This window comes from Herbiconiux flava, from assembly GCF_013409865.1.
Lineage (GTDB): Bacteria > Actinomycetota > Actinomycetes > Actinomycetales > Microbacteriaceae > Herbiconiux > Herbiconiux flava.
Genome location: NZ_JACCBM010000001.1, coordinates 385,909 through 402,633 on the forward strand (window position 1 = coordinate 385,909; position 16,725 = coordinate 402,633).

The window sequence follows — 16,725 nt, forward strand, 5'->3', positions numbered from 1 at the left end:
GCAACGAAAGAAAGACTGAACATTTCGAGCAGGTTAATAAAGAGAAACTGAATGATTGTCACCCTGATGGGGGGCAAGAAGCGTACCGCGAGCGCGAGCTGCACGACAAGGGCAGATCGCCTCCCCTTGTCCGTATTCCGCACGCCCCGGATAGGGTGTTGACAACGCGATGGAGCTGTCGACCATCCGCTCACCCTGGCGACATCGCGAGGATCGACTGAAATACGCTGACCCTGGGGGGTCCAGGATGCCGGGTACCGCACGACGACGAGTCGTCGGTGCGCCGTCCGAGGAGGTCGTCGGGCTCGACCGCGATCCCACCGAGATCGCCGAGCTGCTGGCCACCGGCGGGAGCGTCGTGATCGTCGGCGTGCCGGGCAGCGGCAAGAGCCATCTGGCGCGCGCCGTCACCGCCGAGCTGCGCCGGCGTGACCTCGACCCGGTCGTGCTGCGGCCCGGGCAGAGGCCGCCCGAGGGGCTCGGCGAGCATCCGGCGCCCGGCGTGCCCTCGCTCGTGCTCGTCGTCGACGACGCCCGCTCGTTCGACGAGCCCGACCTCGAGGCGATCAGCCGCGCGGCCTACACGGGCCGCGCCCGCGTGCTGCTGACGGCCGAGACAGACCCCTGCACCCAGTCGTCCGGGCTGCCGCCCGTGCTCGCTCAGCTCTGGCTCGACGGTGTCGCCGTGCGCCACGATCTGCAGCTCCTCGACGACGTCACGGCCGATCAGCTGATCTCCTGCGTGGTCGGCGACGACGTGCTCGACTCGGTCACCCGCGCCGTGGTCACCCAGCGCTCGGCCGGCAACCGGATGCTCCTCCGCGAGCTCGCCCTCGATGCCGCCGAGGCGCAGCGCGGGGGCGGGCACGAGCCGTGGGAGACCCGCCGGGCGCGGGCCGGATCCCGGCTCGCCGACGCCCTGCGCACCGTGGTCGCCGACTACGACGAGGAGCAGAAGCTCGCACTGGCGCTGGTCGGCCGGCTCGACGGGATCGAGTACTCGACGCTGAGCCGCGTCGTTCGGCCCGCGGTGCTCGACGCGCTGATCGGCCGCCGGGTGCTGCGCGAGACCGGCCCGCACCGGCTGCTGCACGCCACGGCCCCGATCGCCCAGGAGGCCGACCACCGGCTGCCGCCCGGGCGGGTCGACACCGTGGTCGACGAGCTGATCGGCCGCATGCTCACCCAGCCGGGGGTCGGCACGAGCGAGCCCGTGATGCGGGCCGCCGCGGCCGCGTGGCACTCCGGGAGCGACTCGGTGCCCTCGCCCGGGGAGGTCGATCCGGTGCTGCGGGGCCGGGTGCTCGGCACCGCCGCCGCGGCCGCCAACGCCGAGGGGCGCGCGGGGTTGGCACTGGACTACGTGGCCCTGGGCTTCGCGGTGGACGGGCATCCGGGCCTCAACCTCGAGGCGTCGCGGGCGCTCGCGCGGCTGCACGAGATCGACGAGGCCTACGCCCAGATCTCGCGGCTGGACGCCGCCACCGTGCCGGTGCCCGAGCTCCGGCGCCTGGTGCGGTGGTGGGCGAGCATGATCGCCTGGAACCCCGCCGGGCAGACGATCGCCGACATCGAGGAATGGCTGGCCGCAGCGGGGGTGACCGACCGGAGCGTGCTCTGCGAGCTCGACGTGCAGCGCGCCGAGGAATGCTACCTCGACCTGGACTGGACGGGCGGCGAGCGGAACGCGCTGCGGGTGCTCGCCGAGCCCGAGGCCGGCACGCTCGCACGCCTGCGCGCCTCGGTGGTCGCGGCGATGTGCGCCGCCCAGCTGGGGCGCGGCTCCGACGGGCTCACGATGCTGGCCCGCGCCGAGCGGATCAACCGCGACCCCGTCACGAGCCGGCCGGTGTCGCTGCGCACCGAACTCGTGCTGATCTGCTTCCAGGCCTTCACCGGCGTGATCGCCACCAGCATGCCACCCCATCTCGACGCCCGGCTGCGCTTCGCCGTCGGCGTCGCGGCCCAGCGCAAGGACCGCAGCGGGCTCGCGCTGGCCGGAATCGTCTCGGGCGTCGCTCTCGGGTTCGCCGCGGGCGACGACGCCCGCGCCGAACTCGAGTTCGGCGCGGCCATCGACCGGATCGACCGGATCGAGTTCGCCGTCTTCCGCCCCCTCGTCGGCGACCTGCGCGCCAGCGCGCTCGCCCGGCTGGGCCGGGTGGCGGAAGCCAGGCAGGTGCTCGACGAGATCGACATCGAGCAGCTGCGCACGCACCGACTGTTCCGCTATTCGCGGCACGTCGCGGAGTACAACATCGCCGTCGCGGCCGGAGAGTTCGGCACCGCCGAGGCGGCCCTCGTCGCCGCCGAGGCCGAGCGGGTGGCGGGCGACGCGACCGCCGGCCCCTCGGTCACCGACCGCAAGCGGAGGCAGAGCCTCGACCGCACCATCGACACCCTCGCGCCCGCCGGCCGCAGCGAGAGCCCGGCCGGCCGGGTGCTGACCGAGCGCGAGCACGAGATCGCGCTGCTGGTGGCGCGACGGCTGAGCAACAAGGAGATCGCGCAGCAGCTGTACCTCTCGGTGCGCACGGTCGAGTCGCACATCTACGCCGCGCGCGGCAAGCTGGGCGCCGGGTCGCGCCGGGAGCTCGGTGACCGGGTGCGCGAGCAGGATGCCCGGGACCGCGTGGCGGACGGTAGACTGTAGGCCGTCCTCCCCCGTCACTCCCCGAGGAGCAGCCGTGCCGAAAATCGTCGTCGACGTCATGCCGAAAGCCGAACTCCTCGACCCGCAGGGCAAGGCCGTCGCCGGCGCGCTGACGCGGCTCGGCAAGAGCGAGTTCACCGGGGTGCGAGTGGGCAAGCGCTTCGAGCTCACGGTCGACGGTGTCGTCGACGCGGCGGTGCTCGCCGACGTGCGCGAGATCGCCGAGGAGCTGCTGTCGAACTCCGTCATCGAGGACGTGGTGAACATCACGGTGCTCGACGAGGCCGGCGCCCACAGCGCGGCCGCCTCCGGAGCGCTGGCATGACCCGCGTCGGCGTCGTCACCTTCCCGGGCTCGCTCGACGACCGCGACGCCCAGCGCGCGGTGCGCTTCGTCGGCGCCGAGCCGGTGGCGCTCTGGCACGGCGACCACGATCTGCAGGGCGTCGACGCGGTCGTGCTGCCCGGCGGGTTCAGCTACGGCGACTACCTGCGCTGCGGCGCCATCGCCTCGCACTCGCCGATCATGCGCGAGGTCGTCGCGGCCGCCGAGCGCGGCGTGCCGGTGCTCGGCATCTGCAACGGCTTCCAGATGCTCACCGAGGCGCACCTGCTGCCCGGCGGCCTGATCCGCAACGACCACGGCTCGTTCATCTGCCGCGACCAGGTGCTGCGGGTCGAGAACGCCTCGACGGCCTGGACCAACGCGTTCGACGTCGGCCAGGAGATCACCATCCCGCTGAAGAACGGCGAGGGCGGCTACATCGCCTCCGCCGAGACGCTCGAGCGGCTCGAGGGCGAGGGTCTGGTGACGTTCCGTTACGTCGGCGTGAACCCGAACGGCTCGCTCAACGACATCGCCGGCGTCTCCAACGAGCGCGGCAACGTGGTCGGCCTGATGCCGCACCCCGAGCACGCCATCGAGGCCGGTTTCGGCCCCGACACCGCCGTGGCCATGCGCTCGGGCGTCGACGGGCTGGGCATCTTCACCTCGGCGCTGCAGTCGCTGCTGGCCGTCTGAGTCCTCCAGGCCCGTGCGGGCCGCCGGTGGGCACCGCGAGGCGCTGCGCCACGGCGGTCGACCGGCCGACCGGTCGGTCGGTCGGTACGGATGGTGGGATGCATCGCGAGGGGCTCGCGTCAACCCCTCGCCGCGCATCCGCGCACCGGGTAGGCCTGATGCTGAGGAGCGGTGCCACGAGGCAGGGAGCTCCGGAACACTGGAGGCATCGATGACGATCGCAGAACTCTCACCCGACCGCACCGGCGGCCCCGACCACTCCCCGCGGCACGACGACGTGACCGCCCTCACCTGGCGCTGCCCGCAGCCCGATCTCTGGGTCGCCGTCGACGATCACGGCCGCCCGGCCGGCATCGTCTCGCAGCGCCGTCGCGGCCTGTTCGTGACCACCGCCGTCACGGGCCACGCCCTCGGCCAGCACGAGAGCCTCGCCGGGGCCCAGGCCGCGCTCGAGCGGCACGCCCGGCCGGCGCCCGTTACCGTGGCCGCGCCGGACACCGTCGGGGCATGACGGGGTCGATCGCTCTCCTCCGCGCCGACATCACCACCGTCGAGGCCGACGCGATCGTGAACGCCGCGAACAGCTCGCTGCTCGGCGGCGGCGGGGTCGACGGCGCCATCCACCGCCGGGGCGGGCCCGAGATCCTGGCCGCGTGCCGAGAGCTCAGGCGCACCCGCTTCCCCGACGGCCTGCCCGCCGGGGACGCCGTCTCCACCACGGCGGGCCGGCTGCCGGCGCGCTGGGTCATCCACACCGTGGGCCCCGTCCACAGCACGACGGATGACCGGTCGGCGGTACTGGCCTCGGCCTACCGCCGCTCGCTCGAGATCGCGGGCGAGCTCGGCGCCGCCTCCGTCGTGTTCCCGGCGATCAGCGCCGGGGTCTACGGGTGGCCGGCCGAGAGCGCGGCCCGCATCGCGGTGGACACCGTGCGGGCCTCTCCCTACGCCGGAACGGTGTCGTTCGCCCTCTTCGGCGACGCGATGCTGCGGGAGTTCGAGCGGGCGCTGGCGTAGAGCATCCGCCGGGCTGGTCGCGTGCGGCTCAGTCGGCGTCGGGGCCGCGCTCGACCGCCGTCAGCGCCTGCGTGTCGAGCTCGGCGGCGCCGCCGTAGCCGCTGCGGCGACGGTGGACGAAGGTGATCGCCCAGAGCACGATGCCGAGCACCAGCAGGATGCCTGCGATCTCGTACTGCTCGGGCGGGCGGCCCGAGGTCCACGGCAGCACGAGGTAGAGGCACGCGATCGCGCCGATCACGGGCAGCGCGGTCGGCGTGCGGAAGTGCTTGTGGTCGACGCGCTTCTTGCGCAGCACCAGCACGCTCACGTTCACCACCGAGAACACCGCGAGCAGCAGCAGCGACGTCGTGCCGCCGAGCAGCACGGCGATGGGGTTGTCGGGGTCGATCGAGACGAAGGCCGTGAGCCCCAGCGCGATGGCGGTGGTGAACAGGATGGCGGCCCACGGCGTGCGCCGCTTCGGCAGCACCTTCGACAGGAACGGCGGCAGCACCCCCTGCTTGCTCATGCCGTAGAGCAGGCGGCTCGCCATCATCATGTTGATCAGGGCGCTGTTGGCGACCGCGAAGAGCGAGATGAACGGGATGAGCGCCGAGATCGGGAAGTCGGGTGCGGCCGTCTGCACCACCGTCACCAGCGGGGTGTCGTTGCCGGCCAGCTCGCCGACCGGGACGATGGCGACCGCCACGATCGACACCAGCACGTAGATCACAGCGGTGATGCCGAGCCCTGTCAGCATCACCTTGGGGAAGATCTTCGAGGGGTTCTTGGTCTCCTCGGCCATGTTCACCGAGTCCTCGAAGCCGACCATCGCGAAGAACGCGAGCGAGGTCGCGGTCGAGATGGCGAGGAAGACGCTCTTGTCGTCGGGGGTGTCGAAGGCCACGACACGGGAGAAGTCGGCCTGGCCGCCGAAGATCGCGAAGAAGCTGATGAAGATCACCAGCAGCAGCCCCGAGAGCTCCACGAGGGTCAGCACGACGTTCAGGCCCACGCTCTCGGCGACGCCGCGGAGGTTCACGGCGGCGATCAGGATCATGAAGGCCAGCGCGATCACGAGGGCGAGGCCAGGACCCTCGCCGAGCCCGAAGCCGATGGCGAAGTTGCTGGCGAAGGCGCCCGCGGCGGCCGACGCCGAGGTGATGCCCGAGGACATCACCGTGAAGCAGATCAGGAAGGTGACGAAGTGGATGCCGAAGGCCTTGTGCGCGTACAGCGCCGCCCCGGCCGCCTGCGGGTACTTCGTCACCAGCTCGAGGTACGAGCACGCGGTGATGGTCGCGACCACGAACGCGATGAGGAACGGCAGCCAGGCCGCCCCGCCCACCTCGGCCGCCACCTGACCGGTCAGCGCGTAGATGCCGGTGCCGAGGATGTCGCCGATGATGAACAGGAGCAGGAGCTTCGGGCCCATCACCTTCTTCAGTTCCGGCTCACTCGGGGAACTCGAGGGTGACGCTGCCGTGGCTGTCATGAGGCAAGCATGCACCCTGTTAACCTTCGACGGGCATAATGCGGGCATGGCGAAGAAGACGAAGACAGCTCTGAAAGACCTCGTGAAGGCCCTCGAGAAACACCAGGAGGTGCTCGAGGACAAGAAGAGCGGGCACGGCAAGCGCGATCGCGCGACGGCGAAGGTGCGCACCGCCACCATCGCCTACGCCTCGGCGGTCTACTCCCGCACCGGCGGCACGAGCCCGTTCCTCGACCTGCCCGATCCCGGGCTCGACGAGTCGACCGTGGCGTCGCTGAAGGCCGAGAAGGAGGCGCTCGTCGCCAAGCAGTCGCAGAAGGAGTCGTCGAAGCACGCCGCACCCGAGGCAGCCGCTCCGGCCGCCGACGCCGACGCCTCCTCCGACGACTCGGCCGGGTCGTCCTCCTCCGACGCGAAGTCGGCGCCCGTCTCCTCCTGACGCCGCTCTGCCCGGGTCACGGACGGACGGGCGCCTCCGCCTGGAAGGACTGCCGGCCGAGCACGGCGAGCAGCTCGAGCTTGGCCGCGGCCTCGCTGCGCGGGGCCGCGGTGAGCACGAGGAGGGTCTGCCCCTGGTCCTCGGTCAAGAGGGCCTGGCAGTCCAGTTCGATCGGGCCGAGCTCCGGATGCACGAGCGTCTTGTGATCCTCGAAGCGCTGCGCCACCACCTGCGTCTGCCAGATCGCCTCGAACTCCTCGCTCACGGCGCGAAGCTCCCGCACGAGCGCGCCCGCGCGGGACCGCTCCCCCGCCGCCCCGTAGGCCGCGCGCAGTCCCGAGACCTGCGCGCGGCTCTGCCGCGCCCGGTCGGACTCGGGGTAGAGCTCCCGCTCGCCCGGATCGGTGAACCAGCGGTAGGTGCCGCTGCGGGCCGCTCCGGTGTGGCGGGAGTGGTCGCCCATCAGCGCCTTCGACAGCTCGTTCTGCAGCAGCGTCTCGCCGAGGCTCGACAGCACGAGCGCCGGCGTGTTCTCGAGCCGGTCGAGCACCCGCATAAGCGCCGGGGCGACGTGGGTGTCGAGCGGCGTGCGGGCCGGCGCCGTGTGGCCGGCCTGGCGGTAGAGGTAGTCGCGCTCGTCCAGACTCAGCCGGAGCGCCCGGGCCAGCGCGGCCAGCATCTGCTCGGACGGCTGCGGCCCGCGCACCTGCTCGAGCCGCACGTAGTAGTCGGTCGACATGCCCGCGAGCGCCGCCACCTCGTCGCGCCGAAGCCCCGCGACGCGGCGGCGGGGCCCGGTCGAGAGGCCGACGTCCTCGGGCCGGAGCCCGGTGCGGCGGGCGCGGAGGAAGTCGGCGAGGGCGGCGCGGTTCATGATCCGATTATCGGCGCAGCGCGCATCCGGAGACAGGGATCGCCGATCCCCCGACAAGCGCTCCTCTCCCGCCCGCGACCGGTGGCGCGCAGGCTGGGCGCATGGACATCACAACCAGCACCGTCTTCATCCCCGGCGCCACCTCCGGCATCGGACTCGCCCTCGCACTGCGGCTGCAGGCCGCCGGGAGCACCGTCGTCATCGGCGGCCGCCGCACCGAGCTGCTCGAGCGCCTCGCCGACGAGCACGGTTTCGACACCGTGCCGATCGACATCATCGACCCCGCCTCCATCGCCGCGGCCCGTGACACGGTGCTCGCGCGGCACCCCTCACTCGACGCGATCATCGCCATGGCGGGAATCATGACCGCCGAGGACGTGCGCGACGCCGGCTTCCTCGACGACGCCCTGCGGGTGGTCGAGACGAACATCGTCGGGCCGCTGCGCCTCGTCGCCGCTTTCGTCGAGCACCTGCAGACGCGTCCGCACGCGACCGTGATGACCGTGTCGTCGGGGCTCGCGCACCTGCCGCTGGCCGCGACGCCCACGTACAACGGGTCGAAGGCCTTCATCCACCGCTTCAGTGAGAGCATCCGGCTGCAGCTCGCGTCGACCTCGGTCGAGGTCATCGAGCTCGTGCCGCCGGCGGTGCAGACCGACCTGATGCCCGGCCAGGCCGAGCAGCCCGGCTTCCTGCCGCTCGACGACTTCGCCGACGAGGTGATGGCACTGCTGCGGTCGAACCCGCACGCCGCCGAGATCCTCGTCGAACGGGTGAAGTTCCTGCGCTTCGCCGAGGTCGAGGGGCGGTTCGACGCGGCGGTGGCCGCGGTCAACGCCTAGCTACTGCTCCTGCTCCTGCGGGGCGCCGCCGATGTTGACCAGCCAGTTGATGCCGAAGCGGTCGACCACCATGCCGAAGCTGTCGCCCCAGGGCGCCTCCACCAGGGGCTCCGTGACGGTGCCGCCCTCGGCCAGCCGGTCGAAGTACCCGTGCAGCTCGTCGCTCTCGCCGGGGCCGCCGCTGAGCGACACCGAGATGTTGTTGCCCACGTTCAGCTCCATGTGGGTGGGCGTGTCGGAGAGCATCAGCACCAGCCCGCTCGCCGTGGTGAGCTGCGCGTGCATCACCAGGTGCTCCTCGCCCGGCTCGACCGGCATGCCGAAGTCGCCGAAGGTGCTCAGACCGAGCTCGCCGCCGAAGACCGACTGGTAGAACTCCGCCGCCTCCTTCGCCTGGCCGCGGAAGTTGATGTAGGGGTTCAGGGTGGTCATCGAAGGCTCCTTGCCGTGGTCGTGAGGTCACGGTAGCAGAACATGTGAACGCTGTACACATCTCCTCGGTGAACGGATGCGCGAGCATCCGTTCGCCCTGTCGACGACCTCAGCTCGAGCAGGCGCCCGACGCCACCGCCTCGGTCGACGAGACCGCCGCGAGCACCGGGGCGATCTCGTCGAGCGTGAGCGCGTAGCCCGTCTCGGCGTCGACGGTGGAGCGTGCGAAGACCACGCCGACGACCTGGCCGGCGTCGTCGAAGAGGGGGCCGCCGGAGTTGCCCGGCCGCACGGTGGAGCGGAGCGAGTAGATCTCGCGGGTGACCGTCGCGTCGCCGTAGATGTCGCGTCCGACCGCGTCGACGACGTCGCGCACGCGGGACGGGACGACGGAGTACGGGCCGTTCTCGGGGTAGCCCGCGACCGTCGAGGAGTCGCCCGACGCCAGCTCGGCGCCGAGCGGCAGCGGATCGGCGGGGAGGCCCGGCACGTCGAGCACGGCGAGGTCGCGCTGCGGGTCGAAGACGACGAGGCGGGCGTCGTAGAGCCGGCCCTGTCCACCGAGCTGCACGGTGAGCGCGTCGCTTCCCGCCACGACGTGGGCGTTCGTCACGACGCGGTCGCCCGCCACGACCCAGCCGCTGCCCTCGGCGTCGGAGCCGCACCGGGGAGCGGAGGACAGGATGCGGACGACGCCGCCCGAGGCCTGGTTCACCGCATCCGGAACCGAGGGATCGGGCTCGGGCGCACCCGGGATGATCTCGTCGCCGAACGCGAAGACCTCGGGGAAGCCGGCCCCGTCGAGCGCCTCACCGAGCGTGCCGAGGGCGCTCTCGGCGGGCACCGGGGCGATGCGGTCGAGAGTCGCGACCACCCGTGAGGAGGCGACCGCCTGGGTGACGGGAGGGATGCCGGTGGTCTGCAGGAAGCCCGCGAGCAGCCACACCACGACGGCCCAGGTGACGAGTCCCAGCACGCCGCCGCCCAGGGCGTCGATTCCGCGGCCGATCCGCACGACGCCGATGACGCGGCGCAGCAGCGAGGCGACCAGGGTCAGCACCGCCGACGCGAGCGCGATGCACAGGATGAGCACGGCCCCCGCGGCGAGGGTGCGCTGCAGCGGGCTGCTCCAGCCTCGGGTCGCCAGCCAGTCGACGACGGGCGGGGCCGCGACGCCGGTGAGCCAGGCGCCCGCGACGATGCCGGCGAGGGCTGCGGCCGTCATCAGGGCACCGCGCCGCCAGCCGCCGACGACGGCCAGCAGGGCGATCAGGAGCAGCACGAGGTCGATGAGGATGTCCATGTGCGGATCAGGCTACGCGGGGGGCCGCGGCGGTCGCTGGGAGTGTTCTGCGTCGCCCCCCGTTGTTGTTCCGTGGTCGGCTGCGCGGGGTGCGGCGGCGCGTAGGATGCGGATCATGGCACTCGACGACATCCCCCTCACCACGATCGACGGGGCGTCCTCGACGCTCGCCGACTACGCGCCCGTCAAGCTGATCGTGAACGTCGCGTCGCGCTGCGGCCTCGCCCCGCAGTACGAGAAGCTCGAGGAGCTGCAGAAGCGCTACGAGGCGCGGGGCTTCACGGTGCTCGGCTTCCCAAGCAACCAGTTCCTGCAGGAGCTCGGCGACACCGACAAGATCAAGGAGTACTGCTCGATGACCTGGGGCGTCACCTTCCCCATGTTCGACAAGGTCAAGGTCAACGGGCGCTCGGCCCACCCGCTGTACCAGGAGCTCACCAAGACCCCCGACGCCGACGGCAAGGCGGGGCGGGTCAAGTGGAACTTCGAGAAGTTCGTCGTCACCCCCGACGGCGCCGTGCACCGCTTCCGCCCCTCGACGGAGCCCGACGACCCGGCCATCGTCGCCCTCATCGAATCCTCCCTCCCCGAGTAGTCGATTAATCCTCGGTTCTCCGATACGGTGAACGCGTCCGGCTCTCCTGGCGGCCGGCGCTTCCGATCGGAGAACCCATGGCGTCACGTCGCGTCCCCTTCGTCCTGACCGCCGGGCTCGGCGCTCTGCTGCTCATCGGGAGTGTGGCGGCGCCGGCGTCCGCCCTGCCCGACGGGGTGCAGCGCATCGGCGGAGCCGACCGCTTCGAGGTGTCGGCGGCCATCTCCGCCGACACCTACCCCGGGCCCGCAGCCGTGCCGATCGCCTACGTGGTGTCGGGCGAATCGTTCCCCGATGCGCTCTCGGCCTCGGCACTGGCGGGGCTCCAGGGCGGTCCTGTGCTGCTCACTCGGAAAGAGGCACTCCCCGACTCAATCCGCACGGAGCTCTCCCGCATCGACCCGGTGAAGATCGTCGTGCTCGGTGGCGTCAACGCGATCAGCGAGTCGGTGGTCGCGGAGCTGAGGCGCTTCTCGCCCACCGTCACCCGGATCGGCGGAGCTGATCGCTTCGAGGTGTCGGCTGCCGCCTCACGGGCTGTCTTCGCTCCCGGAACGCCGGTCCCCACCGTGCCCAGGCTCTACATCGCGTCCGGAGAGAACTATCCCGACGCCCTGTCGGGCAGCGCCGCCGCCGCCTTCAAGGGCGGGCCGGTGCTCCTCGTCACGAAGACAGGTATACCGGCAGCCGTGAAGACGGAGCTCCTGCGCATCCGACCCTCGGAGATCATCGTCCTGGGCGGCATCCATGCCATCGACCCGGTCGTCTTCGATGAGCTGAAACGCGATGTCCAGGCCGCGACCTACCGCATCACCGGAGCCGATCGCTTCACCGTGTCGGCCGACACCGCCGAAGCCTTCCCCACGGGAACGACCAAGACCGTCTATGTGGCCTCGGGCGAGAACTACCCGGATGCTCTGTCCGGTGGCGTCGCCGCTGCCCGCAGCCTCGGCCCGCTCCTCCTCGTCCGCTCCGACTCGATCCCCGACGACATCAAGGCTCAGCTGCGACGTCTGCAGCCGACGAAGATCGTGATCCTGGGTGGCACCTCGGCTGTCGCGACGTCGGTGGAGACCGAGCTGCGAGGGTTCCTCGCGCCATGATCGGGCGTCGAACCGGGCATGCCCGAGGCCGCGCGGGTGCCGCTGCTGCTGCACTGACCCTGATGGTGATGCTCGGTCTCGGCGCCGGTGGGGCCATCGGGGCGACGGACCCATCCGACACGGTGGGGACGAAGGAGGAGGCGGAGGCGCTGGCCGCGATCCGGGTGAGCCGGATGGCGGCGGGCGATCGGTACGAGTTGGGCGCCGCGGTGGCGCTGCTGACCCGGCCCTTCGGTGCTGACGTGGTGTACGTCGCGTCCGGGGCGAACTACCCCGACGCGCTGAGTGCCGGGCCTCCCGCCGTCGTGCAGGGCGGCGTGCTGCTCCTGACGGCGCCCGATGCCGCACCCGCGTCGGTGCTCGCCGCACTGACGCGGTTGAATCCGCGTTCGGTGATCGTCGTCGGCGGCGAGAGCGCCGTCTCGAGCCGGGTGCTCGGTCAGCTCGGCGCGGCGGCCCCTCGCGCCGTGGTCGGGCGGTTGGCCGGGGTCGACCGCTATGCGGTCAGCCGCGCGCTCGCGGCCCAGGCGTTCCCCGCCGGCGCCGACAACGTCTTCGTGGCCACCGGCACGAACTTCCCGGATGCGCTGTCCGCGGTCTCCCCGGCCGCCATCTACAACTCGCCGGTGCTGCTCGTCGACGGCGGTGCTGCTGTGGCCGACAGCGACACGCAGCGGGCGATCGCAGTGGCGGCCCCGAGTTCGCTCGTGATCATGGGCGGCGTGCTGTCCGTCTCGCAGGGCGTCATGGACACCCTCTCCCCCAGCGTCGGCTCGGTGCGCCTCGGCGGCGCCGACCGCTACGCGGTCTCGTCGGTCGTGAACGACCACTTCCTCGCCGACTTCAGCACGGTCTACTTCGCCACCGGTGCGAACTTCCCGGACGCGCTGGTGGGCGGGGTGCTGACGGGCACCCGGCACAATCCGCTCTACATCGTGCCGCCGGGCTGCGTGCCGCGCCCGGTGCTGTCGCGCATGGCCTCGAAGGGCACCTCGGAGGTGGTGCTGCTCGGGGGCACGGCTTCCCTGACGACGGCCGTCGAGGCGCTCACCCCCTGCCCGTAGGAGTCGAGCCAATCGGCGTGGGTAGAGTTGCGGCCGTGGATCAGGTGACGCGGAGAGACGACGGGACGGGGTGGGTCGTCGGGGCGCTGCGGGCCGGGGGGTGCGTGTTCGCCGAGGAGGAGGCCGCGGTCGTGATCGAGGCGGCCGCCGGGGACGAGGCCGAGTTGGAGCGGCTCGTCGAGGAGCGGGTGGCCGGGCGGCCGCTCGAGCATCTCGTGGGGTGGGCGGCGTTCGCGGGGCTGCGGGTCGTGGTGGGCCCGGGGGTGTTCGTGCCGCGGCGGCGCACCGAGCTGCTGGTGCGGGCCGCGGTTCGGGATGCGCCCGACGGCGCCGTGGTGGTCGATATGTGCTGCGGCTCGGGTGCCATCGGGGCGGCGATCGCGGCGTACGGGGAGGGGCGCATCCGGCTCAGCACCGACGCCGACGGCGACACCGTCTTCGAGGCAGTCGAGCAGGGCGGCCGCGTCGACGGGAACGTGGGATTCGAGGCGGCTGACCAGGGCGGCCCGGTCCACGGCGGCGCGGGGTTCGAGGTGTGGGGCGCCGATCTGGATGCGGCGGCGGTGGCGAGCGCGCGGCAGAATCTGGGGGCCGGGCGGGTGTTCGAGGGGGACCTGTTCGAGGCGCTGCCGGCGGGGTTGCGGGGGCGGGTGGACGTGATGGTGGTGAACGCGCCGTACGTGCCGAGCGCCGCGATCGCGACCATGCCCGCCGAGGCGCGGGAGCACGAGGCTCCGATCGCACTCGACGGGGGCGGCGACGGGCTCGACGTGCAGCGACGGATCGTCGCCGGGGCCGCCGAGTGGCTCGCGGAGGGCGGGCGGCTGCTGATCGAGACCAGCGAGCAGCAGGCCCCGCTGACGGCGGCGCTGTTCGAGGCGGCGGGACTTCAGCCGCACGTCGAGCGCGACGAATCCCTCGACGCGACGGTCGTCGTCGGCCACATCTGAGGCGCACCCCCGTGAGGGGCGGCGGGTCAGCTGTTGTAGGGGGCCTTGACCATCGCGATGAGGGCCGCGAGGCCCAGGACACCGGTCACCAGGCTGAGCAGCCCGATGAAACCGAGCAGCAGATCTCCGACCACCATGTGCGCCTCCTAGAACGTCCCGTCCAGCCTATCGTGCCCCGCCGTCAGCCGGTCAGGCCGCGAGGGCGAGCAGCATCAGCACCGTCGACGCGCCCATGCCGGCGACCTCCACGACCGGAAGCCAGCGCCGCATCGCAGCGCAATGGGCGGCGGCGGCGGGGCCGCGAGCCAACCGCAACGCCACCACGGCGCTGTAGCCGGCGTAGGCGAGCGAGCCCACCCCCACCAGCGCTACGAGGGCTCCGGATGCTCCCCCGCCGTGATGGCCCGCCGACACCGAGGCCGCGACGGCCGAGACGGAGACGGCCGACGCCGGCGCGCCCGCGCCACCCAATTCGCCCGCCCCGCCCATCACGAGCAGCAGTCCCGCCATCACGATCATCCCCAGCCCGCCGTGCAGCGCCATCACCGGATGCACGCCCGCCGCCCGCGCGCGGGAGCCGGCCCGGCCCACGCCCGCCGCCCGCGCCCGGGAGCCGGCTCGCGCCGAGACCGCCGCCGCGAGGGCCGTGCCGATGAGCAGCGCGGCCCAGACGAGGGCGGGGAGGCCGGGCATCCGGAACACCGTGTCGAGCATCGCGAGGAGCATCACGACCGCCGAGACGCCCGCCGCCGCGCGGCCCGAGCGGCGGGCGCCGAGGGTGCAGCACGCGCCGACCGCGGCCGGTACGAGCGCCCCGGCGTGCAGCAGCTCACCCATCGCGCCCGCCGCCCTCAGTGAGCGTGGCCGGTGACGTGGCCGGCCACGTCGTCACCGCCGTGGTGCGCGCAGTGGTCGCCCGCGCCAGCGCCGGAGGAGGACGAGGACGAGCCCGGCGCCGGCACGTTCAGCGCCGGGTTCCGGTCGAAGAACCCGTACGGCTTCAGCGTGAACTTGGCGTAGTCGACCGGCATCACGGGCCAGTCCTCGGGCCGCGGGAAGTGGGTGGGCCCGAAGGTGTGCCAGAGCACGATGTCCTCGCCGTCGATCGGCGCGTCGTCGGCGATGAAACGCGTGATGCCGTCGCCGCCCGGGTTCTGGTGCACGAAGTCGCCCGCCGCGTAGCGCTCGGCCGGGTCGTAGGCCGTGACGAAGAGGTGCTTCGTGGCGAACTCGGCCCGCTTGGCGATCGACGACGAGGGGTCGGCGAGCAGCGTCGGCGCCTCCTGCGGCAGCAGCACGTAGCCGGTCGGCCGACCGAGCCCGTTGAGCGTGGAGGGGTTCACGATGTGCCACGCCCGGCCCACCGACGCGTCGGCGACCCGCCCCGAGGTGCCCTCGGTCGTCAGCCGGGTGACGCCCTTCGTGAAGGCGTTGCCGTGCTCGTTGCCCTCCCCGATCGGCACGCGCACCACGTCGACCTCGTCGACCGCGTTGGCGACGCCGTCGACGGTCATGTCCAGCCGTGCCGAGAAGAGGTGCTGGTGGTAGGGCCCGCCGAGGCCGGGGGCGACCTCCGAGGCGTAGGGGTAGTCGGCGCCGTCGGCCGAGAGACCCGGGTAGGCCGAGGTGAACAGGATGCCCGTCAGCTTCGCCTCGCACTCGATGGTGCCGTCGAGGTAGAGGTACCAGTAGAAGCCGTAGTCGTAGTTGCCGACGGTGGTGAAGAACGAGATGACGAGCCGGCGCGAGCGGCGGGTCTCGTTCGAGCCGGTGAACATGTCGGAGTGCTTCCAGAGCGTGCCGAAGTCCTCCTCGTGCATGCAGATGCCGTTGGAGATCGTGTACGGGTTGCCGAGCTCGTCGGCGAGGGTCGCGTCGAAGTAGTGGATCTCGCCCACGCAGTCGCAGCCGAGCGCGAGCGAGTTCGTGAAGCGGCCGAACAGGTACTCCCCCGTGTCGAAGTAGTTCTGCCAGAACCGCACGGGCGATGGGTCGCCGTAGGGCACGAGCATCTCGTCGATCGAGGCGCGGTAGATGATGGGCCGGGAGGCGCCGGTGGCCTGGTCGGTCCAGGCGAGCTGGCGCAGCACGAGGCCCTCGCGGGTGTCGAAGCCGACTTGGAACGTCCAGTTGCCCCACGACACGGTCTCGCCCTCGACCGTGAACGACGGCCCCTCGGGCTGGGTGATGACGATGGGCTTCAGGGTGTCGAGCGGCGGCCCCTGCAGCGCGGGGTCGTCGAAGTTGCCCGAGGTGGCCGGCACCGGCAGGTCGGTGGCGTCGATCAGCCGGGTCACCGAGCGGGTGGCGGTGTCGACGTAGGCCGACAGCCCGTCGACGGGGTGCGCCCAGGGGTGGTCCTCGGGGTACTCCTGCTTGAAGGCGAGCACGCGCAGGATGCGCCGCCCCTCCTCCTCGGGGAAGTCGTAGTACCCGGCCGACAGCGGCACGCAGATCACGTTCTGCACGGTGAGACCGCGTCGCGACAGGGCGGCGACCCAGCGCTCGTCGGCCGCCACGATGTCGGCGATGGCCTCGAACTCCTCGATCAGCACCGGGAGCTGGCCGCGCGAGCCGTCGAGCACGACGGTCGACAGCAGCGCGCCGGGCGCCTCCGCCGAGCCGATCGACACGACGTTGTCGGTCGAGCGCCCGGTCGCCATGTCGAGCAGCATCACCCGGGCGCGCCGCTCGGGCAGCGGCCCCTCGCCGTCCTGCCAGGCGAGCACCTCGCGCTTGTGCGGCTCGTCGAGGCCGACGTAGGCGAAGCGCGTGGTGGCGGTGAAGTCGGGCAGGGCGGTGACGAGGTCCCGGATGCGCGTGAACTCGTCGGCCGCGAGGCTCGCGAGCGGGTGCGGCGGGGTGGTGGGGTCGGCGGCGGCGAGGTCGGTCTCGACGATGGTCATGATGGTTCCTGTCCGGTTGATTCTGCTGAGGTCGGTGCTGCTGAGGTCGG

Annotated in this window: 17 protein-coding genes; 11 read left to right on the forward strand and 6 right to left on the reverse strand. The window is 72.1% G+C overall.

Features of this window, described 5'->3' with window-relative positions:
• Nucleotides 1–247 precede the first annotated feature (247 nt).
• The 5 genes from BJ984_RS18500 (at nucleotide 248) to BJ984_RS01855 (ending at nucleotide 4,690) form a co-directional block, all read left to right on the forward strand.
• Nucleotides 248–2,653, forward strand: coding sequence for a LuxR C-terminal-related transcriptional regulator (locus BJ984_RS18500; protein WP_246306419.1), 2,406 nt, complete (start codon nucleotides 248–250; stop codon nucleotides 2,651–2,653).
• Between the two features lie 34 nt (nucleotides 2,654–2,687).
• Nucleotides 2,688–2,978: a phosphoribosylformylglycinamidine synthase subunit PurS gene (gene purS, locus BJ984_RS01840; RefSeq protein ID WP_173182453.1), complete on the forward strand. Its 291-nt coding sequence runs from the start codon at nucleotides 2,688–2,690 to the stop codon at nucleotides 2,976–2,978.
• Complete coding sequence (gene purQ, locus BJ984_RS01845; protein ID WP_179546575.1) at nucleotides 2,975–3,673, forward strand: phosphoribosylformylglycinamidine synthase subunit PurQ; 699 nt, start codon at nucleotides 2,975–2,977, stop codon at nucleotides 3,671–3,673. The genes purS and purQ overlap by 4 nt, the downstream gene beginning before the upstream one ends.
• A gap of 211 nt (nucleotides 3,674–3,884) precedes the next feature.
• Nucleotides 3,885–4,184: a hypothetical protein gene (locus tag BJ984_RS01850; RefSeq protein WP_179546576.1), complete on the forward strand. Its 300-nt coding sequence runs from the start codon at nucleotides 3,885–3,887 to the stop codon at nucleotides 4,182–4,184.
• Nucleotides 4,181–4,690 carry an O-acetyl-ADP-ribose deacetylase gene (locus tag BJ984_RS01855; RefSeq protein WP_179546577.1) on the forward strand — a complete coding sequence of 170 codons (510 nt, stop codon included), beginning with the start codon at nucleotides 4,181–4,183 and terminating at the stop codon, nucleotides 4,688–4,690. The genes BJ984_RS01850 and BJ984_RS01855 overlap by 4 nt, the downstream gene beginning before the upstream one ends.
• Before the next feature lie 28 nt (nucleotides 4,691–4,718).
• Here the strand turns inward: BJ984_RS01855 and BJ984_RS01860 are convergent, their stop codons facing one another.
• Nucleotides 4,719–6,107: an APC family permease gene (locus tag BJ984_RS01860; protein ID WP_179546578.1), complete on the reverse strand. Its 1,389-nt coding sequence runs from the start codon at nucleotides 6,105–6,107 to the stop codon at nucleotides 4,719–4,721.
• 106 nt (nucleotides 6,108–6,213) lie between these two features.
• Between BJ984_RS01860 and BJ984_RS01865 the strand changes: the two genes are divergently transcribed.
• A complete protein-coding gene (locus BJ984_RS01865) occupies nucleotides 6,214–6,606 on the forward strand; it encodes a hypothetical protein (protein WP_179546579.1) in 393 nt (130 codons plus the stop codon).
• A 16-nt stretch (nucleotides 6,607–6,622) separates the two neighbouring features.
• On the opposite strand, the gene BJ984_RS01870 is transcribed toward BJ984_RS01865, so the two are convergent.
• Nucleotides 6,623–7,480 carry an MmyB family transcriptional regulator gene (locus BJ984_RS01870; protein WP_179546580.1) on the reverse strand — a complete coding sequence of 286 codons (858 nt, stop codon included), beginning with the start codon at nucleotides 7,478–7,480 and terminating at the stop codon, nucleotides 6,623–6,625.
• A gap of 101 nt (nucleotides 7,481–7,581) precedes the next feature.
• On the opposite strand from BJ984_RS01870, the gene BJ984_RS01875 reads away from it, so the two are divergent.
• A complete protein-coding gene (locus BJ984_RS01875) occupies nucleotides 7,582–8,322 on the forward strand; it encodes an SDR family oxidoreductase (RefSeq protein WP_179546581.1) in 741 nt (246 codons plus the stop codon).
• On the opposite strand, the gene BJ984_RS01880 is transcribed toward BJ984_RS01875, so the two are convergent.
• Nucleotides 8,323–8,754 (reverse strand): VOC family protein, encoded by a 432-nt coding sequence (locus BJ984_RS01880; protein ID WP_179546582.1) that lies wholly within the window; start codon nucleotides 8,752–8,754, stop codon nucleotides 8,323–8,325.
• A 109-nt stretch (nucleotides 8,755–8,863) separates the two neighbouring features.
• Nucleotides 8,864–10,057 carry a MarP family serine protease gene (locus BJ984_RS01885; RefSeq protein WP_179546583.1) on the reverse strand — a complete coding sequence of 398 codons (1,194 nt, stop codon included), beginning with the start codon at nucleotides 10,055–10,057 and terminating at the stop codon, nucleotides 8,864–8,866.
• Nucleotides 10,058–10,172: 115 nt separating this feature from the next.
• On the opposite strand from BJ984_RS01885, the gene BJ984_RS01890 reads away from it, so the two are divergent.
• The 4 genes from BJ984_RS01890 to BJ984_RS01905 all read left to right on the forward strand — a co-directional run bounded on the left by BJ984_RS01890 (nucleotide 10,173) and on the right by BJ984_RS01905 (nucleotide 13,769).
• A complete protein-coding gene (locus BJ984_RS01890; protein ID WP_179546584.1) occupies nucleotides 10,173–10,652 on the forward strand; it encodes a glutathione peroxidase in 480 nt (159 codons plus the stop codon).
• Between the two features lie 77 nt (nucleotides 10,653–10,729).
• Nucleotides 10,730–11,755, forward strand: a complete 1,026-nt coding sequence (locus BJ984_RS01895) for a cell wall-binding repeat-containing protein (RefSeq protein ID WP_179546585.1) — start codon at nucleotides 10,730–10,732, stop codon at nucleotides 11,753–11,755.
• Nucleotides 11,752–12,819 carry a cell wall-binding repeat-containing protein gene (locus BJ984_RS01900; protein ID WP_179546586.1) on the forward strand — a complete coding sequence of 356 codons (1,068 nt, stop codon included), beginning with the start codon at nucleotides 11,752–11,754 and terminating at the stop codon, nucleotides 12,817–12,819. Before BJ984_RS01895 ends, BJ984_RS01900 begins: the two co-directional genes overlap by 4 nt.
• A 44-nt stretch (nucleotides 12,820–12,863) precedes the next feature.
• Complete coding sequence (locus tag BJ984_RS01905) at nucleotides 12,864–13,769, forward strand: class I SAM-dependent methyltransferase (protein ID WP_420841071.1); 906 nt, start codon at nucleotides 12,864–12,866, stop codon at nucleotides 13,767–13,769.
• 189 nt (nucleotides 13,770–13,958) lie between these two features.
• Here the strand turns inward: BJ984_RS01905 and BJ984_RS01910 are convergent, their stop codons facing one another.
• Nucleotides 13,959–14,606: a hypothetical protein gene (locus BJ984_RS01910; protein WP_179546588.1), complete on the reverse strand. Its 648-nt coding sequence runs from the start codon at nucleotides 14,604–14,606 to the stop codon at nucleotides 13,959–13,961.
• Nucleotides 14,607–14,620: 14 nt separating this feature from the next.
• A complete protein-coding gene (locus BJ984_RS01915) occupies nucleotides 14,621–16,675 on the reverse strand; it encodes a primary-amine oxidase (RefSeq protein WP_179546589.1) in 2,055 nt (684 codons plus the stop codon).
• Nucleotides 16,676–16,725 lie beyond the last annotated feature (50 nt).

Coding starts and splice junctions, on each gene's coding strand:
- BJ984_RS01900 (WP_179546586.1), top strand. CDS start 11,752: ATGATCGGGCGTCGAACCGGGCATGCCCGAGGCCGCGCGGGTGCCGCT.
- BJ984_RS01875 (WP_179546581.1), top strand. CDS start 7,582: ATGGACATCACAACCAGCACCGTCTTCATCCCCGGCGCCACCTCCGGC.
- purQ (WP_179546575.1), top strand. CDS start 2,975: ATGACCCGCGTCGGCGTCGTCACCTTCCCGGGCTCGCTCGACGACCGC.
- BJ984_RS01850 (WP_179546576.1), top strand. CDS start 3,885: ATGACGATCGCAGAACTCTCACCCGACCGCACCGGCGGCCCCGACCAC.
- BJ984_RS01895 (WP_179546585.1), top strand. CDS start 10,730: ATGGCGTCACGTCGCGTCCCCTTCGTCCTGACCGCCGGGCTCGGCGCT.
- BJ984_RS01915 (WP_179546589.1), bottom strand. CDS start 16,675: ATGACCATCGTCGAGACCGACCTCGCCGCCGCCGACCCCACCACCCCG.
- BJ984_RS01860 (WP_179546578.1), bottom strand. CDS start 6,107: ATGGGCCCGAAGCTCCTGCTCCTGTTCATCATCGGCGACATCCTCGGC.
- BJ984_RS01885 (WP_179546583.1), bottom strand. CDS start 10,057: ATGGACATCCTCATCGACCTCGTGCTGCTCCTGATCGCCCTGCTGGCC.
- BJ984_RS01865 (WP_179546579.1), top strand. CDS start 6,214: ATGGCGAAGAAGACGAAGACAGCTCTGAAAGACCTCGTGAAGGCCCTC.
- BJ984_RS18500 (WP_246306419.1), top strand. CDS start 248: ATGCCGGGTACCGCACGACGACGAGTCGTCGGTGCGCCGTCCGAGGAG.
- BJ984_RS01880 (WP_179546582.1), bottom strand. CDS start 8,754: ATGACCACCCTGAACCCCTACATCAACTTCCGCGGCCAGGCGAAGGAG.
- BJ984_RS01855 (WP_179546577.1), top strand. CDS start 4,181: ATGACGGGGTCGATCGCTCTCCTCCGCGCCGACATCACCACCGTCGAG.
- BJ984_RS01870 (WP_179546580.1), bottom strand. CDS start 7,480: ATGAACCGCGCCGCCCTCGCCGACTTCCTCCGCGCCCGCCGCACCGGG.
- BJ984_RS01910 (WP_179546588.1), bottom strand. CDS start 14,606: ATGGGTGAGCTGCTGCACGCCGGGGCGCTCGTACCGGCCGCGGTCGGC.
- BJ984_RS01890 (WP_179546584.1), top strand. CDS start 10,173: ATGGCACTCGACGACATCCCCCTCACCACGATCGACGGGGCGTCCTCG.